This is a genomic window from Nostoc sp. (assembly GCF_036917235.1).
Lineage (GTDB): Bacteria > Cyanobacteriota > Cyanobacteriia > Cyanobacteriales > Nostocaceae > Nostoc.
Window position 1 is genome coordinate 17769 of record NZ_JBALDU010000081.1, and the last position, 26304, is coordinate 44072.

Here is a 26304-nt window from a genome sequence, read left to right on the forward strand (position 1 = left end):
AAATGAAACCCAGATAAAACTGGCTTTTCAGTCTCAATATATTTTCAAAGATCAAATTGGAGTCCTATAGCAAAGCCAGTTACAAAAAAGTAGATTTCGCATGAGTAGCAAAATATCTAAGGTCGGTATTATTGGTGCGGGTAATGTGGGTGCAGATGTAGCAAATGCTTTAGTGCTACTCGGTAAATGTGTAAAAGTCGTCCTTTTTGACCGAACTTTATCAAAAGCTGAGGGGCAAGCATGGGATATTGAAGACACCATTCCCCTACTTCAAGACATGGAGATTATACCATCAAATCAGTATGAAGATTTAGCGGATTCTGATGTGATTGTTGTGACTGTTGGGGTGCAGCAAAAAGAAGGACAAAGCCGATTAGATATATTGAGCGATAATGCAGAGATAATGCGTTCAACAATAAAAGAATTGGATCGAGTTGCACCCAATTCAATCATACTTATTGTTAGCAATCCAGTGGATGTATTAACACGGATTGCGATCGCCAGTTCCACTAGAGCAGAAAACCTAATTTTCGGTTCAGGAACCGTTCTTGATACTGCTAGGCTGAGATATCAACTTGGTAAGCGACTGAACGTTAGTAAACAAGACGTTCGTGTTTATGTGATTGGAGAGCATGGAGACAGTGAATTTGTCGTTTGGTCTAGTGCATTTATTGGGGGAATTCCGTTAGCTGAATTTCCCATACCACAAGGAGCAACGCTGGAAGAAATTCAGCAAGAGTACGCAGAGTTAACCCGTAAGCGAGGCTATAACATTTCTGAACGTAAAGGAAATACTAGCTATGGTATATCAATAGTAGTTTGTCAGTTAGTTGATGCCATCCTGCGAGATGAAAAGCAGATATTTCCAGTATCGGCCAGAGCAGATTCTAACTATGGAGTTGGCAGTGAAGTTGTTCTTGGACTTCCATGTATCATTAACTCCCAAGGTATTGAGCGCCAACTAGTGTTACCAAGAAATCTTGATGAACAACGCTTATTAGAAGAGTCAGCCACCAAACTGAATGAAGCCTACAACTCGGAAGCATAATTAAAATCAACTCACATAGGTGGTAAATATCTTTAGCTGGCATACAAGATTAGTAATTAACTTTAAACTAAGGCTTTAAGTAAAGCTTGAAGTTTCAGCTGCACCTCAGCAAACTCTTTGTCAGGATCAGATCCTGCAACGATACCAGCACCAGCATACAATCTCGCGCGATCGCCATCAATTAATGCTGAACGAATTCCCACAATAAACTCACAGTTTCCCTGAGAATCTATCCAACCTAAAGGTGCAGCATATAAACCTCTCTCGAAGCTTTCGTAACGGCGAATTTCTGCACAAGCAACATCTCGTGCTGCACCTGCAACGGCTGGTGTAGGATGCAATTGTCCGACAATTTTTAATGGGTGGATGTTAGCAGGAACTATAGCGCTTATTGGTGTCCATAAATGCTGAATGTTCGATAATTGTCGCAGCCGTGGTGCTAATATTTGTGGTGACAAACCTAGTTGACATAGGCGTTGTGTAATGAAATTAAGCACTAGCGAATGTTCATGCTTTTCTTTTTCACTATTGAGTAAGCGATTGGCATTAGCTGCATCTTCAGCAGGGGTTTTACCTCGTGGTGCAGAACCAGCTAAAGCATCCGTAATTAACTGTTGATTGTTAATACTAATCAATCTTTCTGGACTTGCACCAATAAAATTTTGTCCTTTGCCATTACTTGTAGAAAAGATATAACAATTAGGATGGTTTTGTCTAAGATTATTTAATGATTTAACTAAGCTAAAGTGGTTACTTGATTTTACATCTAATATATCTGCTAGGACAATCTTACTTAAATTAGTAGACCGAATTTTTTCCAAAACAGATACTACTGAACGTTTAAATTGGGCAGAGTTTATGACAGATTTTTTATATAAGTTCTTAGGAAAATAATCAATATTAGCAGAGTAATTTTCTAAAGATTGGATAAATTCAATTTTATTTTGGATTTTCTCCAACCATCTTTCAATATTTACATTTGGATTGATAATTATATTTGTTACTAATATGCAACGCTGATTTTTTACGGCTACTTGCCAACGTGGAAGAAAAATGGTAGCAGATGGAAATGGATAATCTACTTGGGCGTTTTTATCAAAAAAGCTGAAATAACAAAAAAAGTGAGGCCCAGAAAAAGGTTGGTTTGCGTTACCAAAATTAATTATATTTTTTAGACAAGATTTGATAAAATATTCTGCTTGATTAAAACGGTCTGAGCCATCAATCTGTAATTTTGCTACAGCATCAATTGCTGCGATCGCTTCTCCTTTACCTCTATCCTCAAAGTAAAAATTTATTTCATTTGCTTGTGTAAGTTTATCTAATACAAGTAAAGGGTCAACTAAATCAATTTCTTGGGAGACACTGACAATTTGTCTACAATTATTTTTGACGCACTTTTCTTGCACCGCTACCAGAAATTGATATAAATCTTTGTGCTTTACAAAGAAGTTGCTACGACAAGGTGAAACTGTCATGGATTTAACGATAGTAAATTTTTTTTAAGTTAACTTCCTAAAGTGTAATTAATCGTGGTCGTATTTTTACAGGTAACATATTAAGTTGCTATTTCACCAGCGTAGGGTTTGCCTTATTTGTGGTGTTCTCAGACTATGATAAGACAGTTTCAGCCTGAGACTGCAACGTGAGGGTGAGTGTTAACAACACAAGGTTAACAAGCTATCGTAAAAGTGACAGTTGTTTATATATCACCCATATCTAATCGTCTCTTTAAATCATAAAATCTAAAGTGCGAGTAAATATTCTGGTAATTTAATTAATCACAGATGATGACTACCAAGCAAATTTTATATCCCAACACTAAGTTATGGATGGCAGCGATTAAACCGCCAATGTACAGCGTTGCCATTATGCCCATTTGGGTAGGAACAGCAGTAGCATTTGCCGAAACTAAAATTTTCAATGGTGTAGTATTTTCTACTTTTATAGCTGCGGCAATTTTAATTCTTGCCTGGGAAAATATCAGTAATGATGTGTTTGATTCCGAAACAGGTATCGATCAAAATAAGCACCATTCTCTGGTGAACTTAACAGGCAATAAGCCATTAATATTTTGGATAGGAAATTTGTGTTTAGGTTTGGGGTTGCTGGGCATACTAGCGATCGCCTTTTGGCAACATGACCTAACTGTTATAGGTATAATACTACTTTGCTGCGGTTTAGGCTATACGTACCAAGGCCCTCCCTTTCGCTTAGGATATCAGGGTTTAGGCGAGATTATTTGCTTTTTTGCCTTTGGCCCCTTAGCAGTGGAGGCAGCCTACTACAGCCAAACCCAAACTTGGTCAATGACAAGTTTAGCAGCCTCAGTGATTGTCGGGATTGCCACAACCTTAATTTTGTTTTGCTCACATTTTCACCAAGTTAAGGATGACATAGCGGCAGGGAAGCGATCGCCTATCGTCCGTCTAGGAACCCAAAAAGGGGCCCAACTCCTAGTTTGGTTTACTGGTAGTATTTATCCCCTCACCTTGCTATTTGTGCTATTGGGGATTTCTCCAGCTTGGACATTACTGAGTTGGGTGAGTTTACCCTTTGCTGTTAAATTATGCCGCCACGTCCAAGAAAATCATAACCAGCCCGACAAAGTTAGTAACTGTAAATTCATCGCTGTAGCCGTGCATTTCTGGGCTTGCTCGTTGTTCGGCTTGGGATTTATGCTTTAGGAATTACTAATTGATGCGTTATCAATTTAAATTTCGTCCATATCAGCGAAGATTTTTGCGATCGCTTACCACCAATCATGGTAAGTGGGATATTCGTGAAGGTATTATCCTCCGTCTCACCGATGAATCAGGTAAAGTTGGCTGGGGAGAAATTGCCCCCATTAGTTGGTTTGGTTCCGAAACTCTAGAACAAGCCTTAGATTTTTGTCGCCAATTCCCAGGAGAAATCACAGACGAGATAATTTTCTCCATCCCAGATGAGTTACCAGCTTGTCAATTTGGCTTTGAATCAGCATCGGAGATGGGGAGTGGGGGAGATAATTTTATAACTCCTAACTCTTCACTCTTCTACAGTGGCTTATTACCAGCAGGGGAAGCGGCTTTAAATCAATGGGAAAGCTTATGGCAGAAGGGATATCGGACGTTTAAGTGGAAAATTGGTGTGTATGCGATCGCTGATGAACTAAAAATTTTTGAATCACTCATACACACCTTACCAGCCTCTACGAAACTGCGATTAGATGCTAACGGTGGACTTAGCTATGAAGAAGCAAACTTATGGCTGCGGACTTGCGACAATCTCAAAGCAAATGGAAAAGTACCCTTAGAAATTGAATTTATCGAACAACCGCTACCCGTTGAACAATTTCAGCAGATGTTGGAATTGAGTCTGAGTTATGAAACTGCGATCGCTTTAGATGAATCTGTCGCCACACTTGGGCAACTCGCCGCCTGTCATCAACAAGGTTGGCGAGGGATTTTTGTCATCAAGCCTGGGATAGTTGGATCGCCATCTCGTCTGAGAAAGTTTTGCCACCAGTATCAAATTGATACCGTGTTTTCATCAGTATTTGAAACTGTGATCGCTAGACTTGCAGCACTCCAACTAGCAGCCGAATTATCCCAAAACAACAGAGCAATTGGTTTTGGCATCGACCATTTTTTTGAACAAGAAAAAACGTGGCTTCAAAGTTTATGGAACGACCTTTAGAGTGCCTTAATAACCTAGCTCAATATGATTGGCTAATCGGTTATAACAGCCGTGAATTTAATCAAATAGCTCAAGAATTATATTTAGAACTAACACATATTTCAGAATGTGGAACACAACCAAAAATAATCTTAGCTGAACGCGAACCATTACGATTTTTAGCAAGCTTTATTGCTGCTTGTGCAGCTAATTGTCCAGTTTTCCTTTGTAACCCCGACTGGGGAACGCAAGAATGGCAACAAGTCTTTGATTTAGTACAGCCAAATATTATTTTGGGAATGGGGCATGGGGAATGGGGAATGGGGAATGGGCATAATAATAGCCAATGCCCAATTCCCAATAGCATTATGATCCCCACAGGTGGTTCATCAGGACAAATTAAATTTGCCATTCACACTTGGGAAACTCTCATTTCATCTGTAAAAGGATTTACCGAATACTTTCAACTAATCCAAGTGAATTCATTTTGTGTATTACCGCTATATCACGTTAGCGGTTTAATGCAATTTATGCGTTCTTTCACCACCGGAGGAAAACTAGCTATTCAACCATTTAAAGCCGTAGAATCCGGTCAAATATTAAATATTAAACAATCAGAATTTTTCATATCTTTAGTACCAACACAGTTACAACGTCTCCTGCAAAATCCAGATTTAACTGAATGGCTATCCCAATTTAATACTGTACTTTTGGGAGGTGCGCCAGCATGGAACGAACTCCTAGAAAAAGCCAGATTTCACCACATCCGATTAGCACTTACCTATGGTATGACAGAAACCGCCTCTCAAATTGCTACCCTCAAACCAGATGATTTTCTCGGCGGTAAAATTAGCAGTGGTCAAATTCTTCCCCATGCAAAAGTAACTATTCGCAATCAGCAAGGCGAGATTTTAAATTCCAATCAAGTAGGAAGTATTACCATTCATGCTCAATCTTTAGCCCTTGGTTACTATCCTAAAACTAGAGAAAATCAAACTGATTTCCAAGTAGATGATTTAGGCTTTTTAGACGAACAAGGACATTTAAATATTGTCGGACGTAACAGCGACAAAATTATTACAGGTGGCGAAAATATTTATCCAGTAGAGATTGAATCAGCTATCTTATCAACTCAAATGGTTGCTGATATTTGTGTCATCGGCATTCCAGATAAACACTGGGGACAAGCTTTAACAGCGATTTACATCCCCAAAAAATCAGATACCTCTGCCTTAAAAATTCAAACCCTACTCAAAGACAAACTCAGCAAATTTAAAATCCCTAAATATTGGATTCCGCAGGGAAACTTACCCCGCAACTCCCAAGGTAAAATTAACCGTCAACAGCTACAACAAATAGCCACAGAATTCTTCCATAATTCCATCACATAATCTCTCTCGACTTTCTTCTCTCTACGCCTTCAGCATCTCTGCGGTTTGTTTCCAACCATTGGATTATCTCTTCAGGTAATTCCTGCTTACTTCTACTACTTGCATCAATACAAACATGACGAGTAATAGCCTTAGCAACTACCACCTCACCCACAGTAATTTCATAAGTAATTTCAAACTTATCAACACCTATTTTTTGGGGAATTAAGCTAATCAGCAACTTGTCCCCGACAAACATAGGGCGCAAAAAATCGACGCTAGCATGAACTATCGGAAACCCCACAGACGGATTAGTAAAAAAATCTTTGAGATTAATACTTGATGCTTCTAAAGATTCTTCATAAGCTTCATGGCAAATATCCAAAACATTAGCAAAATAAACTACCCCAGCAGCATCAGTATCTTGAAAGCGAACAGTGCGGTTGTAAGTAAAAGGCATTTTTGATAGTTGAATTACGTAATTACGATTACGAATTATATTGACTCTAACGGCGGAACCTCGAAGTCATTAAACGAGGAAACATTGTAATACGAAGCGGCTAGGGCTTTCACCAGCTTACCATCGAGAGTCAGCAAAGTAGCACCTACCTGCTGTGAAAGTGCGACATAAGAGCCATCGTAGGCGGAGATTCCATAATTTAATGCGATCGCAACTGCATCCGCCATCAAATCAGCTGTTGATACAACACGCAACGGAAAAGCTTTGAGACTAGCTAAATTCCCTTGAATCAAAGAAACATCATAACGACTTGCACGAGCATACTTCCACAAAACGTTTGCACACTCAATGTAAAATAAGTCAGGTACAAAGATTTCTGTCTGAGGATAAGCAAGGTGAGCAAACAGTTGATTAACCTTGGCTGTTACCGGATCAGGAATAAATTGCTTAACGGACACACTGGCATCCACGACGCACCTAAGAGGAATTGTCATCTGTCCCGATCTTCTCTAATCATGGCAGTGCTATCAGGCCATTCGATATCAGTTGGTAGCTGTTCACGGCGAAGACGAATTTCCTCTAAAAGTTTTGGGACGTTTTTTCGCTTTTCGTCTTCTGTTTGCTGTGCTTCAGTCTTCAAAGCTTGCTCTAACAGAGTTATAACTTGGGCGTTAATGGAACGGTGTTCAGATGCGGCTAACTCTTGCAGCTTTGCATACAAATCATCGGGTAAATTTCTTACATAAAGGGTAGCCATCGCTTTACCTCAAAGTAGAATTTATCAAAATGATAGCATAATGCAAGCAAAAGGGGGGAGCGATCGTATCTCGCTTTTGAGAAAGTGTAGCGAAGTTGCAATTATGATTATAATAGCCAAAAACTTCAGTCAAGTTTAGACTTGACCCTCAAAATCTATGATTCATAAATGAAAATTAATTTGACAGTTATATTTAATCTAGATATGCATAAATAATTATTTTGGAGAATTAATTATTGTGAAAACCAATAGTTCAAGCCCATTAAAGCTTATTGTTTGGCAACCTTGTCGTTGGGAAAAAAAATACTTAGATATCAGCACAAATGCTTTAGTTGAGCCGACATTTTATCAACAACCAATTTATTCTTGGGAACCGTTTGGAGATCCCTTTGGTTCAGTGACCAGCAGTGAGCAAACTCAGCGACTAAGAGAAGAATTAATTGAAAAATTTACACTGGGAATAAAACCAGAGAAACGGGGAATTGAACAGCTTCAGCAAGTTATCCAAGTAATAGACGAGATATTGTCTAACGACGAATCATCTTGGAGTGACTCAGAAGAACTTGGACTCTTATCTAGACGTTTATCTAACAGTGATACTGTCAACCTTCGTCAACATCAACTTCTAGCCTTACGCCAGCATATTCAGTGGGTGTGTGATACGTTTGTTAGTGTTCCAGATGTCAATGTGTCCCTTCATTAAAATAATAAGCATATGGAATTAAAATTGCTCAGTAAAGAAGATGCACTAAAATTTATCGCCCAAATAGGTAAGAATGGAGAGCCATTTGAAATATCTCTTGGTGAAGATATTTGTTTTGGGCGTGACAAATGGGTGAGTGTTGGGACTATTACATTACAACCGGGAAGTAAATATCCTGAAAATGAGACTATATATGATGAGTATTGTGCTGCTAAATTTGGTGGTTTTGAATGGCAACTACTATCCTCAGAAAAACTAAATGGTAATATTACTAAAGCCCTTGATAATCTACATACTAAAGATAGTATTCAAGTTCAAAAAGCTTTTAGGGAAGGATTACAGGATGTACTGCGGAGGACTCTCCTACTTTTACCGATTTTTGATGTTGAAACTATTTCCAAAATACCTTTACACAAACCGATCACAGTTGTTACAGATACATCAGCCGTTCACCAAGGAGGACTTGATTTTTTATGTCGCTTTCTTACGCCTTGGGTAAGAATTAAAGTACCAGCAATAGTTCATATGGAAATACTTACACAAGTAGATAATTATCTTTCTAAAATTCGCTGGAATAATGAAAATAAGAACAAAACTAAGAATAACCCTGCAACACTTCGTCAACATCTTCTTAGTCAAGGAGGGCAAAGAACTTTACTTCGTCTGGAATTACATTCAGATGCAGAAATAGAACGTGGTGATTTAGGTGCTGATCCCCTACGAGGTATTGTGACACCTAGTAGCGATTCTGAAGATAAAGCTCTAGGTTTACAAAATGTAACTAGAAGTTTTGCTGATCGTCTAATTTTAGAAACTGCACGACGCTTTCAAACTTTAGTTCGACCGGATCATCCGCTTGCCCTTCTTACTAGTGATCAAGGTCTAGCTAGAATGACGCTGGCTGAAGGAATGGATGTATTCTTTTTTGAATCTCGTTCTGTTCCTAAGTTTGATAGTAGAAAACTGACTGGCTCTCTTTTTCATCCTTTCAGTCAAGAAATATATACAGTACCACTGACAGATGTCCTTTGGGAATTAGCTGTATCTTTTGGTTGCCTGCGCTTGCAAAATTACAACACTAACGATTCATTAGAGCTATGGGGCATACCTAGTGGGGAATATACTTGGCAACCACTTCACGTTAAAGATGATCTTCTTTGGGGAAATTTTAACTCTGGAACATCCTCTGCAACAACAGATAATACCTCTATTGCGTTATCAACTGACATAGAAAGCCAAGATCAGACTGATGCAGTTTCTAGCCAAAATATAGAAGCAATAGCTAAAACATATGCATTTAGTCCAGATCAGATGTTCTTACTAATGAAATTGTTAGTAGACAAAGGAGAGCTAACTAATCAAGAGGCTCAAGCAAAATTGGGTTTAACACATCAATCTCGCTATAGTTTGTATAAGAATTTTTTGCATAGTGGAAAATTTGTTGAGCTTAATGATAATAAAATTATATGTACAGAATTACTAAAGCTTCTATGGGAAAGTATCTTGAATGAAGATTATATAAAAATTTTATATTATTTGAATAAAATACCATCATTTGACGCAATATGTAACTATGTAAATCAAAAAAGAAGTGTTGAATATAGCACATTACCAATTTCAAATAAAGCGAAACCAACCTACATCAAGCTTGGTGAGGCAGCCTGTTCTTGGTTGAATATACCAAATCAAAAAATTGTTGCCACTGATAACATACCTAATTTACTAGATTTTGCTAATTTAGCAGTAGAGATTTATAAATTAATTCGTTCACAGGAAGACACAGAATGGATACTTACTGGTCGCTGGTTAGAAGAACTAGCTATTAAATATGCTGTTCATCCCATATTGGCTAGAAAATTGGTGAAAGAAGCGCAAGAACAAAACTTAGTGAATGTCTATGCTGAAGGGTCTACTCCAGATACTCGTTTTGAACAGCACGATTTGTGGATAATTAAGACAAGTGACAGACTTCCCCAGTTAGAAAAAGTTTATCTGTATCATGGAGATTTTCTTATACCTGGTACATCTGCTGTACGTATCAAGCTAGAAGGAGTTAAAAATGCCTCTTGAAAATTTATTTACAGATGAGGCGACTGCTAACGCACTAGAAGAGCAACCCAAATTGCTCTACAGAAAGTTTGGTCTGTTGAGTAATCCTTTTCCCAGTGCTGGACAAACCAGTGGTCATCCGCATATGTCAACAGAAGCAGATAAGCAAGTTGATGCTGCGGTAAAAACATTTTATTCAGATCGTAAGTCTCATGTAATTTCAATAACTGCTAGCCAAGGAATTGGTAAGACTAACCTTCTGAATGCGTATGAAAATGCTTTGCGTGAAAAACTTTCTCCACATGGTTTTTTCGTTATTAGATACGTTCCAGATCCAGAACCATTTTTTGATCCACTCATTAGGTCTATCTTTGAAAATTTAGGAGAGGAATACTTACGTCGTTCAATTTATGCACTTTTGAAGAAAAAAGAAGAGATAGATGATATTGATAAATTACTAGAATTTGTGCGAATGAGCGAAATTAAAACAATGCTCAAGGCTCTTTTAGAGGTTAAGTCAGAAGAAAAACAAAATGAGCGTATATCTCTAGCATATCAATGGCTTTTAGGATTACCTGTAAGAAAAACTCATCAAACTGAACTGGGAGTAAATTTTCGTCTGGATACTGTAGAAGCAAAAACAAGAGCATTGAGAGATATTGTATATTTAGGTTCACAAATGAAAACTCTAGAAGGTATTTTTATTCTTCTAGATGAATTAGAAAAACAGAATGGGAGCTTATCAAAAACTATTGTTTTAAGATACTTATCGGCTCTGCGGGCTTTAATTGATGCACTACCTAAATATCTTTTCTTAATGGTTGCTCTAACTACAGATGCTCTTAATCGTTACCGTGAAATGCTGCCAGCTATTAGAGGTCGTCTTGCTAATGAAGTTCAGCTTTCACCTATAAGAAATGAAGAAGAAGCGGTAAAATTATTCCACTTCTACGTTGAACAGTCCAAAATGGAAGCCAAAAATTTCGCACAAAATAAACAATTACAAGCAGGAAGCCATGTACTTTTACATGAAGATTCTGCTCGACTCTTATTTCATCAATTATTGAAAGGTAGTAACTTTCAAGGCGTGCGCCAGCGTGATTACCTTAATGCTCTGTATGAAAAAGCAGATGAGTCCATCAATCAATCTACGTCGGCATCCATTTAGTTAAGTTATTTGAAGCTCTTCCTAACTTTAATGATTTAACAGACGCTAATCAAGAATAAATCAAAATGGATCAGTTGCTCAGATTGAATCTAATCAATTGCTTACCTCTTTAATAATATTTGTAAAATCCAATTTTTATTCAACGGAGAGGGGGAGATTCGAACTCCCGGAGGTTTTAGCCTCATCCGATTTCAAGTCGGACGCAATCGACCACTCTGCCACCTCTCCAGTAAATCTGTCAAACTTGTGCTGATCCTAGTTTCAGACGCTATTCAGGCGCTTTTGTTGGTTAGCACTAAACTTGACAGATAATACTATACCCTATTATCTACGCAGATTGCACTACTGGATGCGAATGTCTACGACACAATACGCGATCGCTCATACAAAATTTCCTCCTTAGCCACCTGGAAGTCATTCCCCACCCAAATTAGTGAAACTTGCGAAACCACACCCGCCTCTAGGGAGACGATGGAAAAATTACGCAACTTCTCGCCACCATCCTCCACAATCCTGGGAACACTAGCGGCATTTAAGTAAATTGTCCCCTCTGGACTTCTAAAGATGGGCTTGCGCTGCACCTTCTTGGTATGGCGTAAATCTCGGTGCATGTGACCAAATGTCACCAGAGGAATGGTTTTACCAGCAGTCAAGGCTTGAGAAATCGCCTCGCCCAAATCTGGATCGCCAAAATCACCGCCAATTGGATGCCAGTCTTTGCCGCAAGGGTCTTCGGGGCGATCGCCTAAACCACTAGGCCCGTTGTGACCCAAAAATATAATTGTCTCGTAAGCGGCGCTTTTAACAGCTTTGAAGATGCGATCGGCGGATTCTTCCAAACTCGTCACACCGTAACGTTCTTTACAGATTTCCGCGAATTTCCACTCCGGGCCACCCCAGGTAAAGGGACGACCCCCCACTACAGTTAAATTCCAAGCGGGAAAATCCAACTTACCGTAACCGACATGGGACGGGCCTAATAAATCGAGTTGTTCCTGTACCCAGTCTTCCTTAGAGCGGTCATAAGGAGCCTTTTTACGTCCCCATTCGGTGGCGGTGTACCAGGCATCGTGGTTGCCCATTACGGCTGCTTTGGGAATATCGAGAGATGCGATCGCTCTGACCACTTCCACCGACTCGTTGCCAAAATCCCCGACAAACAGCACTAAGTCAACACCCAAATGCTTGAGTGCAACGCCATCTTCCACTTCCCATTGGTCGTGGATATCTCCAACTACAGCAATTTTGAGGTTTATCGATTGAGTTTCTTGACTGGTCATGCCACTTTCCTTGCCGTCTATCTCCAGGATATGAAACTCAGCCCGATTTGGACACAACCCCAAAATATCAACCGTCCACTATTTTTGGTAAAAACTACTATAATTGAATCCACAGGACATACATTTGCAACATAAAGCACCCCTAAACTGTGTTTACTACTGCACTAGCTCAACGCGAAAACACCCAACTGGGTGAACTACCACTAGATTTGTTTGCTGCCATTCAGAATCTCAAAAAAGAACTCAACGCAGTTATCCTGGCACATTATTATCAAGAGCCAGATATTCAGGATATTGCCGACTTTATTGGGGATTCATTACAACTAGCAAGAGCCGCCGAAAAAACCAATGCGGATGTAATTGTCTTTGCTGGTGTTCACTTCATGGCAGAAACAGCAAAGATCCTTAATCCCGATAAATTAGTACTTTTACCAGATTTGGATGCTGGTTGTTCTTTGGCAGACAGTTGTCCACCAGAGGCGTTTGCAGCTTTTAAGGCAGCGCATCCAGATCATCTGGTGGTGTCTTATATCAACTGCTCTGCTGATATTAAGGCGATGAGCGATATTATTTGCACTAGTTCCAACGCTGTGAAGATTGTGCAGCAGATACCGAAAGAACAGCCGATTATTTTTGCCCCAGATCGGAATTTGGGGCGGTATGTCATGGAACAGACTGGACGAGATTTGGTGCTATGGCAAGGTAGCTGTGTTGTCCATGAAACCTTCTCGGAAAAGAAAATTGTCCAGTTAAAAATTGCCCATCCCGAAGCAGAGGCGATCGCACACCCAGAATGTGAAAGTAGTGTATTGCGCCACGCCAGCTTTATTGGCTCCACAGCCGCCTTACTCAAGTATTGTCAAAACAGCCCCACGAAAGAATTTATAGTTGCGACAGAGCCGGGAATCATTCACCAAATGCAAAAACTAGCTCCTGACAAGCATTTCATCCCTGCCCCGCCGATAAATAACTGTGCTTGTAACGAATGTCCGTTTATGCGGTTAAACACCCTAGAAAAGCTCTACTGGGCAATGAAAAATCGTACTCCTGAAATTACCATGTCAGAGGATATTCGTCTTGCTGCACTGCGTCCGATGCAACGAATGCTGGAGATGAGCGTGTAACCAGTATTTTTTATATATGTGGTAGAGACGCAGTTTTGTTGCGATCTCTACCCCGAAGTTATTTTTTCTAATCACTTGCAATTTATAAAACATGGTGCTAAGATTTTAAATCGTGAGACAAATCGGGTCGGTGTCCGAGTGGTTAATGGAGACGGACTGTAAATCCGTTGGCTTGCGCCTACGCTGGTTCAAATCCAGCCCGGCCCACCACTTACGAAGTTATAAGTTATAATGTCTGGGTTAAGAGCAAAGCTCCCAGCATTGTAACTTACAACTAAAAAACTAAGTTTATATTTGCCCGTGTGGCTCAGTGGTAGAGCACACCCTTGGTAAGGGTGAGGTCACGAGTTCAATCCTCGTCACGGGCTTTTTAAATGAATATAAATATGAGAGAAATATTAAACTTCAGTATTCTCAAACACAAGACTGAAGTGCTATTTTTGTGGTTAAAAGTAAGTTTCGTTGTCCTCATAGATTGGAGATTAATCCGTGAGAACCACAGAAGTTTTCGGTGTTTCTAATGAGCAAATAGCTTCATATATAGAAAGAAATCAGGTAGATGAACGTTTTATAGAAGGGCTTCAAAGAAATAAGCATATTATTGTTTTTGGTGCATCAAAGCAAGGGAAGACTTCACTTACTAATAAGCATTTAAAAGAATCAGAGTTTATAAGGATAAACTAATAAGGGTGAGCTTGCAAATTAAATCCTCGTCACCAGGTTTGAATTGTCATTATACTTTTCTATGAGCTTTATTAACCCAATATCCTCTGGGTGGCTTTTCTACTCCATAAGTTTTACACCACTTTTCTACAGCCTTATCAGACACGCCAAAATCTCTCCCAATTTGTGCAGTTGGCTTTTCCCAAACTAGTTTTTCTAGTTCTTCTTTCGATGGCCTTTCAACTTTTCTGGTATGAATTCTAGAGTCTGGGTTAACTTTTATAGTTCTTAAGTCAACGCCAAACTCCTTGTAGTTTCTCTTAAGTGCTACTTCAGTTAAATCTGTAAAATCTTCCCACCAATAAAAAGGATTGGGTGATTTAGGTGGCGTTGTCCTGATACCGCAACCGCCAAAGGTGATTGATGGATATACTAATTTGTTTATATCTGGCAAATAAAGACCGTAGAAATCAAAGTCATCAGATTTGTACTTTTTCTCATGACAACCATTCTTGTCTGCCCAATTGCTTTTATTTTTCAGCGTGCCATCACAACTGTATTTGGCTTGAAATCTGTAACATTTGCCATCTTTGTAGGCAATCAAATCAAAGGGTGCATGTTCAGTTACCACTGGTACAAAAACCGAATATTCTTTCTCGACTAAATCTGCTATCACTTTAGCAGCTGCTAGATCGCCCTTATCTTTTGTGTGGTGCATTTATATGAACCTCAAGGCTTTTTGGTAAATTACCATAAAAAGGCTTTTTTAGGGTTCATATTCAGTTAAAACGGGCGCGGCAGGGCTCGAACCTGCGACCAACGGATTAGAAATCCGTGGCTCTATCCACTGAGCTACGCGCCCAAAACAAAATCATGGCTCCCGAAGGAGTCACCTACATTATTATATCGTCTTCACCTACCAAGAAGCAATCAAAAATTGCAGATTTACCATTAGCAAGGCTAAGATGCTAGTCGCTAGTTAGTGCAATCTACACCGAAAACGAAACAGATGGGGTATTGGTTTAGATATATTGTGTTGTCAAGGGGTTATTTGCCCGTTAGCGCTAACGTCCTCTGGGCGGCTACCTTCGGGAAGCATCTGGCGATCGCGAGGCTCATTTTCACAGTATGCTAGGTAATTTCAGCCTTGGCGATACTGCCAAATGCCATTATATATTCCATATTAAGAGTGCCCCTGTGAGGAGTTATTTGCTAGTGCCATGTTTATTCTCAAACGGCAGGATGTTGAAATATCAAGCATTCAGCACCCAAAAAAGGATCAGCAAGTGCCGATTCTCAGTTATCAAGGGCAAACTTTTCGCTTGATTAGTGTTTTCAAAGCTAGTCAAGAAGAAGAAGCTAGAGCCTTATGGAGAGAATTAACGGATAACCGAGGTAAAGCCTGTGTTTTGCTGGAGGAACCGGAACGCTTTAGTGTTTGGGGCAAAATCCGTTTAGAGCAGCTAGATAGTGACACAGGTGGTCATGGCAAAACGGCGATTTTAATCCAAGCCAGTATTTTGCTGTTACAAGGTGTTTCTATCGATATTGAAGAGTTTTTAGGTGCTAGGCAAGTTGCATTATTTGAAAAAGATATTGCCGAAGTATTAAAGCAGAAGCAATTTCCCCAAGCTTCTTCTCTAGAAGCGGTTAAATATTTGGTGTCTACTAATCCTTTGCCGGTAGCCAAAATACCTGATTGGCAAGAAAATCATGTAGTTATCCTGTTACAAGAACTGCATCGATTAGGAAAAGCCTACTTTGGGAATGGCAATTTTACCAAACAAGTGATTTATAAGCTAGAAGATATGCCAGAAGCCGAGCGAGTGCTGTTTATCAATTGGCTGAATCAATCGCCTCTGGGTAAACTATGGCAGTAGCATGGAAATTTTTTCACAAAATTCCTGCCACTGGCACTTGCTTTTGGTGTCTGATTGTGTATGACTTAGCAGACACACTGCTACATATACAGTCATTTCAATCAAAATACTGCCAGAGTGCATCTACATAAGTCAAGTCCTATGAATAACTCTTACGAGAATTCGTTCCTTTCTAAATCTATTTTCAACACTCAGAACATTGTCTTAGCTAATATTGGCTGGGCTGTACTGGCACTGCTATACTTTTTGTTGTTTAGTGCCAAAGTTCCCGGAGCCGATGGCATAGAAAGCCGGGCTGAGTGGTATGTGATTGGCACAAATATTTTTGAAGCTTTAGCTTATTTGGCTGCCAGTATCTTATGCTTGAGGAACTGGCTGAGTCCGCAAATCGTCAGTGGCCGGAATGTTTGGCTCTTAATTGGGTTAGGTATGCTTTCCTATTTCGTTGGGGGGATAATTTTCGGCTATACCGAAATAATTTTAAAAGATGAACCAGATGTGTCTGTAGGCGATATATTTTTTGTACTGACTTATCTATTACTTGGCGCAGGCATGATTTTAGCTGTGGCTTCCAGGCGAATTAATCTGGAAAAATGGCAGTGGCTGATTGTGTTAGCAATTGCAGTGTTCGGTAGTTTGTTAGCATGGTGGATTTCTATGCAGCAGGAAACACCCTCAGAACTGCTAGTCGCTATTTTGAATTGGTTTTACGTAGTTAGCGATGTGGTTCTGCTAATTATTGCTACCACTCTGCTATTAGCCTTTTGGGGAGGAAGAGTTTCCCAGTCTTGGCGAATGATTGCAGCGGCGGCCTTTTCGCTTTACATTGCAGATATGTGGTTTAAATACGCCCAAGGCCCAAATTATCAAAGTGGAGAGATATTAGAAGTGTTTTGGGTGTTTAGTGGAGTGTTATTTGGTATGGGCGCTGCCTTAGAATATGACGCATCACTAAGACGAACGCGGCGTACCAGCACAAGAAAACGAGCTTAGTAAGGATTTTTGGTATCTACCGTGAGAAAATTAACTGACTCTGACAAGCAAGAAATTCTGAAGTTATATCGAGAGACTGCCGAAACAACCTCAACTTTGGCAGACCGCTACGGTGTGAGTAACTCGACAATTAGTCGCCTGCTCAAAAGTACTTTGCCAGAGGATGAGTATGAATACTTAGTCTCTTTAAAGCGGGCTGCCAGAACTCCTGAGGGAAGGGCACAGGTTAGCTACGAGCAGTTACCACTGCTGACTCAACCTGAGCCGGAGATAGAAGTTCCACCCATTGAGAGCCACCCTTTGGAAGTGCCAAAGGTTGAGCCACTACCACGTAAGATAATTCGTGTAGAGCAGGAACTTTACTCAGAGGAAACGGCGGAGTCAATCGCCGCTAGTAGACGGGTGCGGCGACGCCCCTCGGCGGCGGAAAAACCGAAACTCCGAGTCACATCTGAGAAATTAGAAACTCCAGAGCCAAAGCCGCCGGAAATAGTCAGCATCTCCATCCCGCCTCTAAAGGTTGAACATCCAGGAGCAGCCGTCATCGCGCACATGCTGGGCGAAGATTTGCTAGACGAATCAGAGGATTTGGATGATTTAGATGATGATGATTTAGAGGATGACGATTTTGAGGAAGAAGACTTTGATGATGATGACCTGGATGAGGAAAGACCTTTAGTCACAAAACGCAGACCAGGTGAAGCATCAGTTCAAGTTTTGCCTTTGTCGGTAGCCAATTTGCCGAAAACTTGCTATTTGGTAATTGACCGTTCCTCGGAATTAATTACCCGGCCTCTGAAGGATTTTGGTGATTTGGGGCAAATTCCCAGCCTGGAAACTCAGCAAAGAACTCTGCCGGTATTTGATAACCATCGTGTCGCCAAGCGTTTTTCTACCAAGCGCGATCGCGTGATTAAGGTTCCAGATAGTAAAATGCTCCATAAGGCTCGTACTCATTTGGAAGCTAAGGGCATCACACGATTGCTAATTGATGGTCAGGTCTATTCCTTGTCTACGACGGTTTAGAGGTCATGGAGACACCTGCTGACTATGGTGTGGTATTGGTGAGAGCTGGCAACATAGAGGAGGCAGAAGCAATTGCAAATGCCCTTGTGGAAGCTAAACTCGCTGCTTGTGTGAGTCTATTACCAATCCACTCAATTTACACTTGGCAAGGAGAACTGCATAAAGAGCAAGAATGGCAATTACTGATTAAAACTGATTTGGCGCAATTTCCGGCAATGGAGGCCAAAATTAAGGAACTGCACTCCTATGAAGTGCCAGAAATTATTGCTTTACCAATTGTTGCCAGTTCTCAAGCCTACTTGCAGTGGATTTCTCAGCAAGTTAAAAGTAAAGAGTAAAGATTTAAGATTTTCATAACTCCTCACTCTTTACTCTCAACTACTAACTTTAAGCGTAAACAGCTGCTTCAAAACGAGTTGCCAAGTTAATAATGTCCTGCTTACGAGCAATCTGGTTGAGCCATTGTTGAGGAATATTTTCCACCCCGTAGTAAATTCCTGCTAACCCACCAGTGACGGCGGCGGTAGTATCGCTATCTCCGCCTAAGTTGACAGCTTTCAGTACCGCTTCAGAATAAGACGAGCTATTTAATAAACACCATAAGGATGATTCTAAAGTATCAATCACATAGCCACCAGAATTAATCTCTTCTACTGGTACTTTGGCAATCTCACCACTGAAAACTCTGCCAAAATGCGGCTTTTCTAACAAAAATTCTCGCACAGAATAAATTGTTTGGATATCTTGCAATCCTTGTAAATAAGCTGTTTGCGGGTCAGCCCCTTCTAAGAGCGCCACTGCAATACTAATATAAATGCCACAGGCCATTTGAGAACGGAGATGAGCGTGGGTAATGGAAGAAACTTGATGTACCCGTGCAATCAATTCATCCAGAGATAAACTTTTGTGACAATAAGCCATCGGCAAGATTCTCATTAAAGAACCATTACCATTACTATTTTCACTACTACCACCTGCTTTCACGGGTGGAGTTCCTTGTTTCCAGTTGACAATTGCTAAAAATGTGGTGTTACCGATATCAAATACTTCGCCTTGAGCAGTCCAATAACTTTCGTGATACCAGCGCCTAAAGGAATTAGCAATCGCATCCAGTGAAAATCCCTCACAAAGACATTCTGCCAAACAAAAGGTCAGCGAACTGTCATCTGACCACGTACCAGCAGGAACATCCCAAGTTCCATAACCCAGCATCGATGTGACTGGAGATTTTACTCGTTCAGCGCGACTGGTGAACTCCACTGGCACACCCAACGCATCACCAATACATAAACCCATCAAACCAGACAACGTTTTTGCAGCGGTTAGCATTGTTCAACCAGTATGAAACTTTTCTACTACTGATTTTACTTGCGAAAAGGCGCTCATCAAACGCTTGGTATAATTTCTAATTCCAAACTAGCTGTAAACAGCCCTTGCAAAACGCTCTGCCAAGTAGATAATGTCTTGTCTACGAGCAATTTGGTTCATCCATTGTTTGGGAATATTTTCTACCCCGTAGTAAATTCCCGCTAACCCACCGGTGACAGCAGCAGTAGTATCGCTATCTCCGCCTAAGTTGACAGCTTTCAGTACCGCTTCAGAATAAGACGAGCTATTTAATAAACACCATAAGGATGATTCTAAAGTATCAATCACATAGCCACCAGAATTAATCTCTTCTACTGGTACTTTGGCAATCTCACCACTGAAAATTCTGCCAAAATGCGGCTTTTCTAACAAAAATTCTCGCACAGAATAAATTGTTTGGATATCTTGCAATCCTTGCAGATAAGCTGTTTGCGGGTCAGCCCCTTCCAAGAGCGCCACTGCAATACTAATATAAATACCACAGGCCATTTGCGATCGCGCATGAGCATGGGTAATCGCGGAAACATCATGCACCCGCGCCAGCAATTCGCCTAAAGTGAAGCTTCTATGACAATAAGCCATTGGCAAGATTCTCATTAAAGAACCATTGCCATTACTATTTTCAACCTTACCACCTGCCTGATGGGGAACAACTCCCTGCTTCAGGCGCATAATTGCTGTATGAGTAGTTTGACCAATGTCAAAGACATCGCCACGAGGAGTCCAGTAAGCCTCCTTGTACCAGCGCCAGAAGGAATTGGCTATGGCATCCAACGAATACCCCCTACAAAGGCATTCTGCCAAGCAAAAGCTTAAGGAACTGTCATCTGACCAAGTTCCTGGTGGTTGATTCCATGTGCCATAACCCAACATCGTTGTCACTGGAGATTTTACTCGTTCAGCACGGCTAGTAAACTCTACTGGCACACCCAACGCATCACCGACACATAAACCCATCAAACCAGACAACGTTTTTGCAGCGGTTAGCATTATTCAATCTCCACGAGAATTGCTCAAAATTAACTTTATAGATTTCCTCTATAGCTTGTTGCAACAGATGTTACAGCCTACTTTTTCATCATCTTTGAAAAGCTCGGCAAAAATTATTAATCGGGTATTTTATTTACCATGTCCTGACTTAGTTTTAGTTCCAAATATTGTGACAGTTTTAAAAGCGTCTATCAGGGGAACAAACAGCCAGAATGGAAAGACATTGAGATGTAATTATAACAGCTTATTTATCAATTAAAGGGATATTTATCCTGTAAGCGTTATACATTAATAACAACAGTTTTTTCATAAAAGTTGGGAATCATTTGGAACATTATCACTTTATTTTCGACCTGGAATATACAAGTAAAAAATACAAAGTTTGGTAAAAATTATGAAACGCTTACTCAAGTCTTTCGTGACAATTTCTGCATTGTCTTCCTTAATAGTTGCTCCTTTTGTTCTATCAGCTGGCCAAGCTTCTGCTGAAACTAAAAAGGGTACTGATGCTAGTTATATTGGTGCTGGTGTTGCAGCTGGCGTTACCAGTGGCGGACAAGGTATCAACGATGATGCCACATTTGGTGGTAATGTTACAGGTCGCGCAAAATTAGGAAATACGCCATTTTCTGCACGCGGTAATGTCCTCTGGAGTGATAAAACAAGTGCCATAATTCCAGAACTTTCTGTGGATGTGCCTATAGCTAATAGAACTAACGCCTATTTAACTGGTGGTTATTCTTTTGTAGAAAAAGATGGCTCACCAACTCCTATAGGTAACAGAGATTCTGTAGTTGTAGGTGCTGGTGTTGAATCGGAAGTTGCTAACAATTTCCTCGTCTACACTAATGCCAAAGTCGGACTTGGTGCTTACCAAAATAGTGATGCTTCTGCTGTTAGCATCAATGGTGGTATCGGTTATCGCTTCAAATAAAAGATTATTGAGTCCTCAGTCAGTTTATACTTTACTTAGTACTCAGGACTCAGCACTAAAAACTCACTACTCCCAAAAGCTGGTTTTGCTAAGTATTACATCACTAACAAAGCCGGCTTTTGCCGTGTTAAAATTAAATCATTCCTCATTATTCCGGCCGGATTACCGGCGATCAAGTAGCCGAAGGGTGCTGATTCGGCGTCTACGTAATGCTTTATTGAGAATACTATACAAGTCTAATGGTTAAATCTGCTCCTTCCCCCATCGCAACCCGTAAGCCTTCCAAAGTAGAAGGAATCAAGGAAAATAGTAATTTTTTGCGTGAACCTGTAGCAACTGAGATCCTTCAAGACACTACCCATTTTACTGAAAATGCGGTACAGCTTTTGAAGTATCACGGTTCTTACCAGCAGGATAACCGCGACAACCGCACCAAGGGACAGGAAAAAGATTACCAGTTTATGCTGCGGACAAAAAATCCGGGTGGTTTAGTACCGCCAGAGTTATATCTGGCTTTAGATAAAATAGCTGATGAGTATGGCAACCACACATTACGAGCAACTACCCGTCAAGGTTTCCAACTGCACGGAATTTTAAAGAAGAATCTAAAATCAGCAATTGCTACCATTGTCAAGAACCTGGGTTCGACTTTGGGAGCTTGTGGCGACATTAATCGAAATGTGATGGCACCACCAGCCCCCTTTAAGAATCGCCCAGAGTATCAGTATGCTTGGGAGTATGCCCAGAATATTGCTGACTTGCTGACAGCGCAAACAGGCGCTTATTACGAAATTTGGTTAGATGGGGAAAAAGCAATTAGTGCTGAAGAAGCCCCAGAGGTAAAAGCAGCACGACAGCGCAATGGGAATGGCACAATTATCCATGACAACGAAGAACCGATTTATGGCACGTACTATATGCCGCGCAAGTTCAAAATTTGCGTGACGGTGCCAGGGGATAATTCGGTAGATTTGTATTCCCAAGACCTGACTTTGGTAGTAATTACCAATAAGAAGAAGCAATTAGAAGGATTTAATATTTTTGCTGGTGGTGGTTTAGGTAGAACCCACGGTAAAGAAGAAACTTTCGCTAGGTTAGCAGATCCCATTGGTTATGTGGCGAAGGATGACGTTTACGACATAGTGAAAGCGATTGTTGCTACCCAGAGAGATTATGGCGATCGCACCGATCGTCGTCATGCCAGATTAAAATATCTAATCAACGATTGGGGTTTAGATAAATTCCGTACTCAAGTTGAAGAATATTTTGGTAAATCAATCGAAGCCTTCAAACCACTGCCAGAGTTTAAATTTCACGACTTCCTCGGCTGGAATGAACAAGGTGATGGCAAGCTATTCTTAGGAATTTCCATTGACAATGGTCGAATCAAAGATGAAGGTTCGTTTCAACTGAAAACCGCTTTGCGGGAAATTGTCGAGCAGTTCAACTTACCTATCCGCCTGACATCCAACCATAACGTGATTTTTTACGATATCGAACCAGATACCAAGGAAGCTATTCAAGACATTCTCAGCCGTCACGGTGTCGTAGACGACCCCAGTAAAATCGAACCTCTAGTGCGGTATGCAATGGCTTGTCCGGCTTTGCCCACTTGCGGCTTGGCAATCACGGAATCAGAACGGGCAATACCGAGTATTTTGGAACGGATTCGCGCTCTATTGGATAAACTAGGTTTACAAAAAGAACATTTCGTGGTAAGGATGACAGGATGTCCTAACGGGTGCGCTCGTCCCTACTTAGCAGAATTGGCCTTTGTTGGTAGCGCTCCAGAATCTTACCAATTATGGTTAGGGGGTTCGCCAAATCAGACTCGACTGGCGCAACCTTATACAGAAAAACTGCACCATAATGACTTGGAAAGCTTCTTAGAGCCGATTTTTGTTTACTTTAAGAAATCTCGGAAATCGAAGGAAAAATTCGGTGATTTTTGCGATCGCGTTGGTTTTGATGCCATCCGCGAATTTGCTGCTAGCTACGAACCCCAAACAGCCAATGGTACAAGTAAATCACGGCATCGGGTGAACTTGAAAGAAGAGGTTTATAGCAAGTTGAAGGAAGTAGCAGAAAGTCAAGGTAAGCCGATGACTCAGCTGGTAACTGAAGCACTAGAGGTTTACTTCCAGAATCTTTCCTAAGCCGGAAAATTGAAGATAATGAAATCAAAGAGAGACAGAGATGGATTTATCTGTCTCTCTCGCGTAAATCCTAATACAGTTAGGTAACACATCCACAGGAAACCTGAACTATGGTAACGACAGCAAAATCGGCAGAAACTAGGGATGTGCTGCAAAACATTAGCTGGCAGACATTCAAAGCGATGCTGGCAGATATGGGATGTGAACGAAATAAAAGGCTAGCTTATGACAACGGCATAGTAGAAATTATGACCCCGTTGATGCCACACGAAAATTCAAACCGTCTCATTGAAGGTTTTGTTCTTGTGCTGTGTGAAGAATTTGGTTTGGAAGTTAAAAGCGCTGGCTCGTTGACTATGACGCGGGATGATTTGGAGCAAGGAGGCGAACCGGACAGTAGCTACTATATCCAAAATGAATTGTTAGTCCGCAACAAAGAAAATATTGACCTGAATACAGACCCACCACCAGACTTAGTATTGGAAGTGGAATATTCTAGACCCAAGATAGATAAGTTGGCTCTTTACGCTTCAATGGGAGTCTCAGAATTCTGGCGGTATAACGGAAATGTGTTGCGCGTTTACACCCTTAATAGTAAACAATACTCGCAAAGCGATCGCAGTCCAACTTTTGCACCTGTGCTGGTGACAGAGATTCCCCGATTTATCCAAGAAAGTAAGAAAGTTGGAAAAATAGCAGCAACTCGTGCTTTCCGTACCTGGGTTAGACAGCAGATGTCTACAGCAGGGCAATAATTTATTAAGAAAAATGTCTCAACTGCAAAGAATTGCGATCGCACCCTCCCAACTCCAACAAGGACAAATTTTACTTACAAAAGAACAGCAGCATTATTTGGGGCGCGTGTTGCGCTTGCGTGAAGGCGATCGCTTTATTGCAATGGATGGCCAAGGAAAATGGTGGTTAGCGCAGCTTGCAGGGGAACAAGCACAGGTTTTAGAACGACTTTCGGTAGAAACTGAATTACCTATATCAATTACGCTGATGGTGGCGTTGCCCAAAGGCAATGGATTTGATGAAGTGGTGCGGTGTTGTACAGAGTTGGGAGTAACTTGTATTGCACCAGTATTGAGCGATCGCACTTTACTTGATCCTAGTCCTCAAAAGCTCGAACGTTGGCGGCGCATTGCTGCGGAAGCTGCTGAACAATCAGAGCGATCGTTCGTGCCGACAATTTTAGAGCCTGTTGCTTTTAATACTGCTATCACTGGCAATCAGACAAGTCACCGTTATATATGTGAGGCTCGTGGTGAGTTTCCCCATTTAAAACATTGCTTACAGCACAAAGGACAAGAAACAATTGTCATTGCGACTGGCCCAGAAGGGGGATGGACAATACAAGAAATTGAGAATGCGGAGTCAGCCGGATTTCAACCTGTTTCCCTTGGTCGCCGCATCCTGAGAGCAGTTACAGCCCCAGTAGTAGCATTATCCTTGATTTCCGCAGCTTGTGAAGTATAAATGAGTTATAGCTCACGCAAAAGTAATTTTGGGTGAGACATCACTCCAGCGTGTATTTAAAGTGATGATTGAGCAAGTTGCGATCGCCTTTGAGCATAAAGACTATCAAACAGCAGCTAAATTACTCAAACAGCTGCAAAAAGAATCACCCGAAAATCCTTGGGTACAATATTATCTCGGTAGGCTACATGAAGTATCTCAAAAGCGCCAAGATGCAGAAAAAATTTATCGGCAACTGCTGCGAGATACAAGGAATGCCAAAATAGTAACGCTCGCACGCCAAGGTTTGCAACGGCTACAAGAAATCGAGCGAGAAGAAAGACAAAGAGCAATTTCCCAAGCAACAGCCCAACCGAATAATACCGAACTTGGCGTACTAGTCTTAGAGCCACTCAGCACCGAGATAAAAACAGAAGCGTCTCGAAAATTCGCCGAGATTATGCAGCTAGACCCTTACACTGCAAGGCTGGTACTGCCAAGTCGTGGCTGGAGATTGTACCGCACTGGCCAAGTAGGAGAACTAAAATTTTATGGCAAACAGCTACAGCAGGCTGGTATTCCTTGCTTTTGGGCAACAATAGCGCAAATTCAGCAAATTCAAGTTTATCAAGTCAAACATTTCCAAGCATCTACCCCACAAGCTACTGTTGTTTGTCGTAACGAGGTAAATCAACTTGGTTCTCTCACCTTTGACTGGTCAGAAGTCACAGCAAGAGTAGCAGGACTTTTACCCATTTTTGAACAAGTTGTAGATGTTGATGCCCGCCGTAAACTGGAATGGAAAACTCAAACACAAGACTATGCTCAGTTTTGTGATTTACACATACCTGGTAGACGTTCCATTCTCCGACTTTATGATAACGGCTATGAATTCCAGCAAGGTTTAGAAATCATTCCCCAAGCTAACCAAAATACAATCAGAATTAATTGGAATAGTTTATCGAGTTGGATTGACCAGCAACTTCCTCAAGTCAAACTCTGGTCAGATTTCACATTTTTTGCAGATACAACATTAGACCAAACAGAAATGTTGAGTCATATCAAGTCTCACATCGATCTGTTTCGTAGAGAACAGACTAATTGGGACTCAGCTTTTCATTTATATAGTGGACTGGTGTTTGTTAAATAATTCGTAATTAGTAATTAAGTTACTTATTACCTACTTTAAAAAGTAAGTTTTCAAATCAAATAGGAGGGTT

The 26304-nt window shown here is 40.8% G+C and carries 26 protein-coding genes and 4 tRNA genes; 20 read left to right on the forward strand and 10 right to left on the reverse strand.

Annotated features, from left to right (window positions below; translation table 11 throughout):
* The first annotated feature begins 100 nt into the window (after positions 1-100).
* Positions 101-1048, forward strand: coding sequence for an L-lactate dehydrogenase (locus tag V7K44_RS23370; protein ID WP_334934849.1), 948 nt, complete (start codon positions 101-103; stop codon positions 1046-1048).
* Positions 1049-1110: 62 nt separating this feature from the next.
* Here the strand turns inward: V7K44_RS23370 and V7K44_RS23375 are convergent, their stop codons facing one another.
* Positions 1111-2526, reverse strand: a complete 1416-nt coding sequence (locus tag V7K44_RS23375; protein WP_334934850.1) for an isochorismate synthase — start codon at positions 2524-2526, stop codon at positions 1111-1113.
* 312 nt (positions 2527-2838) lie between these two features.
* Between V7K44_RS23375 and menA the strand changes: the two genes are divergently transcribed.
* From menA to V7K44_RS23390, 3 genes are read left to right on the forward strand one after another with little or no spacing between them, the layout of a single operon-like run.
* The gene (gene menA / locus V7K44_RS23380; protein ID WP_334934943.1) at positions 2839-3735 is read left to right on the forward strand and encodes a 2-carboxy-1,4-naphthoquinone phytyltransferase; all 897 of its coding nucleotides are present in this window, start codon (positions 2839-2841) and stop codon (positions 3733-3735) included.
* A 13-nt stretch (positions 3736-3748) separates the two neighbouring features.
* On the forward strand, positions 3749-4726 hold the full coding sequence (locus tag V7K44_RS23385; protein ID WP_334934852.1) for an o-succinylbenzoate synthase: 978 nt from the start codon (positions 3749-3751) through the stop codon (positions 4724-4726).
* Complete coding sequence (locus tag V7K44_RS23390) at positions 4711-6096, forward strand: 2-succinylbenzoate--CoA ligase (RefSeq protein ID WP_334934854.1); 1386 nt, start codon at positions 4711-4713, stop codon at positions 6094-6096. The genes V7K44_RS23385 and V7K44_RS23390 overlap by 16 nt, the downstream gene beginning before the upstream one ends.
* Here V7K44_RS23390 and V7K44_RS23395 read toward each other — a convergent pair.
* From V7K44_RS23395 to V7K44_RS23405, 3 genes are read right to left on the reverse strand one after another with little or no spacing between them, the layout of a single operon-like run.
* Positions 6089-6535, reverse strand: a complete 447-nt coding sequence (locus tag V7K44_RS23395; RefSeq protein WP_334934856.1) for an acyl-CoA thioesterase — start codon at positions 6533-6535, stop codon at positions 6089-6091. The two genes, V7K44_RS23390 and V7K44_RS23395, sit on opposite strands and share 8 nt — an antisense overlap.
* 35 nt (positions 6536-6570) lie before the next feature.
* Positions 6571-7029: a type II toxin-antitoxin system VapC family toxin gene (locus V7K44_RS23400; RefSeq protein WP_334934858.1), complete on the reverse strand. Its 459-nt coding sequence runs from the start codon at positions 7027-7029 to the stop codon at positions 6571-6573.
* Positions 7026-7292 carry a FitA-like ribbon-helix-helix domain-containing protein gene (locus tag V7K44_RS23405; protein WP_334858162.1) on the reverse strand — a complete coding sequence of 89 codons (267 nt, stop codon included), beginning with the start codon at positions 7290-7292 and terminating at the stop codon, positions 7026-7028. The genes V7K44_RS23400 and V7K44_RS23405 overlap by 4 nt, the downstream gene beginning before the upstream one ends.
* A 238-nt stretch (positions 7293-7530) precedes the next feature.
* Between V7K44_RS23405 and V7K44_RS23410 the strand changes: the two genes are divergently transcribed.
* The 3 genes from V7K44_RS23410 to V7K44_RS23420 are packed head-to-tail and all read left to right on the forward strand — an operon-like array spanning position 7531 to position 11212.
* Positions 7531-7995, forward strand: coding sequence for a hypothetical protein (locus tag V7K44_RS23410; RefSeq protein WP_334934860.1), 465 nt, complete (start codon positions 7531-7533; stop codon positions 7993-7995).
* A 12-nt stretch (positions 7996-8007) separates the two neighbouring features.
* Positions 8008-10065 carry a hypothetical protein gene (locus tag V7K44_RS23415; RefSeq protein WP_334934862.1) on the forward strand — a complete coding sequence of 686 codons (2058 nt, stop codon included), beginning with the start codon at positions 8008-8010 and terminating at the stop codon, positions 10063-10065.
* Positions 10055-11212 carry a P-loop NTPase fold protein gene (locus tag V7K44_RS23420; protein WP_334934864.1) on the forward strand — a complete coding sequence of 386 codons (1158 nt, stop codon included), beginning with the start codon at positions 10055-10057 and terminating at the stop codon, positions 11210-11212. Before V7K44_RS23415 ends, V7K44_RS23420 begins: the two co-directional genes overlap by 11 nt.
* 143 nt (positions 11213-11355) lie before the next feature.
* On the opposite strand, the gene V7K44_RS23425 is transcribed toward V7K44_RS23420, so the two are convergent.
* Positions 11356-11440 (reverse strand) — tRNA-Ser (locus V7K44_RS23425).
* A gap of 131 nt (positions 11441-11571) precedes the next feature.
* The gene (locus V7K44_RS23430; RefSeq protein ID WP_334934866.1) at positions 11572-12492 is read right to left on the reverse strand and encodes a TIGR04168 family protein; all 921 of its coding nucleotides are present in this window, start codon (positions 12490-12492) and stop codon (positions 11572-11574) included.
* 149 nt (positions 12493-12641) lie between these two features.
* Between V7K44_RS23430 and nadA the strand changes: the two genes are divergently transcribed.
* The 4 genes from nadA to V7K44_RS23450 all read left to right on the forward strand — a co-directional run bounded on the left by nadA (position 12642) and on the right by V7K44_RS23450 (position 14300).
* On the forward strand, positions 12642-13616 hold the full coding sequence (nadA, locus tag V7K44_RS23435; protein WP_334934868.1) for a quinolinate synthase NadA: 975 nt from the start codon (positions 12642-12644) through the stop codon (positions 13614-13616).
* A gap of 124 nt (positions 13617-13740) precedes the next feature.
* Positions 13741-13826 (forward strand) — tRNA-Tyr (locus tag V7K44_RS23440).
* An 86-nt stretch (positions 13827-13912) separates the two neighbouring features.
* Positions 13913-13984, forward strand: a tRNA-Thr gene (locus tag V7K44_RS23445).
* A 121-nt stretch (positions 13985-14105) separates the two neighbouring features.
* Positions 14106-14300: a hypothetical protein gene (locus V7K44_RS23450; RefSeq protein WP_334934870.1), complete on the forward strand. Its 195-nt coding sequence runs from the start codon at positions 14106-14108 to the stop codon at positions 14298-14300.
* Between the two features lie 49 nt (positions 14301-14349).
* On the opposite strand, the gene V7K44_RS23455 is transcribed toward V7K44_RS23450, so the two are convergent.
* Together V7K44_RS23455 and V7K44_RS23460 are read right to left on the reverse strand one after the other, a co-directional pair.
* Positions 14350-14997, reverse strand: coding sequence for a group I intron-associated PD-(D/E)XK endonuclease (locus tag V7K44_RS23455; RefSeq protein ID WP_334934871.1), 648 nt, complete (start codon positions 14995-14997; stop codon positions 14350-14352).
* A gap of 71 nt (positions 14998-15068) precedes the next feature.
* A tRNA-Arg gene (locus V7K44_RS23460) sits at positions 15069-15141 on the reverse strand.
* Between the two features lie 358 nt (positions 15142-15499).
* Between V7K44_RS23460 and V7K44_RS23465 the strand changes: the two genes are divergently transcribed.
* The 4 genes from V7K44_RS23465 (at position 15500) to cutA (ending at position 18516) form a co-directional block, all read left to right on the forward strand.
* Positions 15500-16159, forward strand: a complete 660-nt coding sequence (locus V7K44_RS23465) for an Npun_F0813 family protein (RefSeq protein WP_334934873.1) — start codon at positions 15500-15502, stop codon at positions 16157-16159.
* 141 nt (positions 16160-16300) lie between these two features.
* Positions 16301-17152: a hypothetical protein gene (locus V7K44_RS23470; RefSeq protein ID WP_334934875.1), complete on the forward strand. Its 852-nt coding sequence runs from the start codon at positions 16301-16303 to the stop codon at positions 17150-17152.
* Positions 17153-17173: 21 nt separating this feature from the next.
* Positions 17174-18178, forward strand: coding sequence for a transposase (locus tag V7K44_RS23475; RefSeq protein WP_334934877.1), 1005 nt, complete (start codon positions 17174-17176; stop codon positions 18176-18178).
* A 5-nt stretch (positions 18179-18183) separates the two neighbouring features.
* A complete protein-coding gene (gene cutA, locus V7K44_RS23480) occupies positions 18184-18516 on the forward strand; it encodes a divalent-cation tolerance protein CutA (protein ID WP_334934879.1) in 333 nt (110 codons plus the stop codon).
* 49 nt (positions 18517-18565) lie between these two features.
* On the opposite strand, the gene V7K44_RS23485 is transcribed toward cutA, so the two are convergent.
* Together V7K44_RS23485 and V7K44_RS23490 are read right to left on the reverse strand one after the other, a co-directional pair.
* Positions 18566-19507 carry an ADP-ribosylglycohydrolase family protein gene (locus tag V7K44_RS23485; protein ID WP_334934881.1) on the reverse strand — a complete coding sequence of 314 codons (942 nt, stop codon included), beginning with the start codon at positions 19505-19507 and terminating at the stop codon, positions 18566-18568.
* 87 nt (positions 19508-19594) lie between these two features.
* Complete coding sequence (locus V7K44_RS23490) at positions 19595-20536, reverse strand: ADP-ribosylglycohydrolase family protein (protein WP_094348643.1); 942 nt, start codon at positions 20534-20536, stop codon at positions 19595-19597.
* 394 nt (positions 20537-20930) lie between these two features.
* Here V7K44_RS23490 and V7K44_RS23495 point away from each other — a divergent pair, with 394 nt between their 5' ends.
* From V7K44_RS23495 to V7K44_RS23515, 5 genes are all read left to right on the forward strand, one after another.
* Positions 20931-21470, forward strand: a complete 540-nt coding sequence (locus tag V7K44_RS23495; RefSeq protein ID WP_334934885.1) for a hypothetical protein — start codon at positions 20931-20933, stop codon at positions 21468-21470.
* Between the two features lie 239 nt (positions 21471-21709).
* Positions 21710-23626 carry a sulfite reductase, ferredoxin dependent gene (gene sir, locus V7K44_RS23500; RefSeq protein ID WP_334934887.1) on the forward strand — a complete coding sequence of 639 codons (1917 nt, stop codon included), beginning with the start codon at positions 21710-21712 and terminating at the stop codon, positions 23624-23626.
* Between the two features lie 110 nt (positions 23627-23736).
* Positions 23737-24381 (forward strand): Uma2 family endonuclease, encoded by a 645-nt coding sequence (locus tag V7K44_RS23505; RefSeq protein WP_334934889.1) that lies wholly within the window; start codon positions 23737-23739, stop codon positions 24379-24381.
* Between the two features lie 13 nt (positions 24382-24394).
* Complete coding sequence (locus tag V7K44_RS23510) at positions 24395-25105, forward strand: 16S rRNA (uracil(1498)-N(3))-methyltransferase (RefSeq protein ID WP_334934891.1); 711 nt, start codon at positions 24395-24397, stop codon at positions 25103-25105.
* A 64-nt stretch (positions 25106-25169) separates the two neighbouring features.
* Positions 25170-26234, forward strand: coding sequence for a tetratricopeptide repeat protein (locus V7K44_RS23515; protein ID WP_334934945.1), 1065 nt, complete (start codon positions 25170-25172; stop codon positions 26232-26234).
* Positions 26235-26304 lie beyond the last annotated feature (70 nt).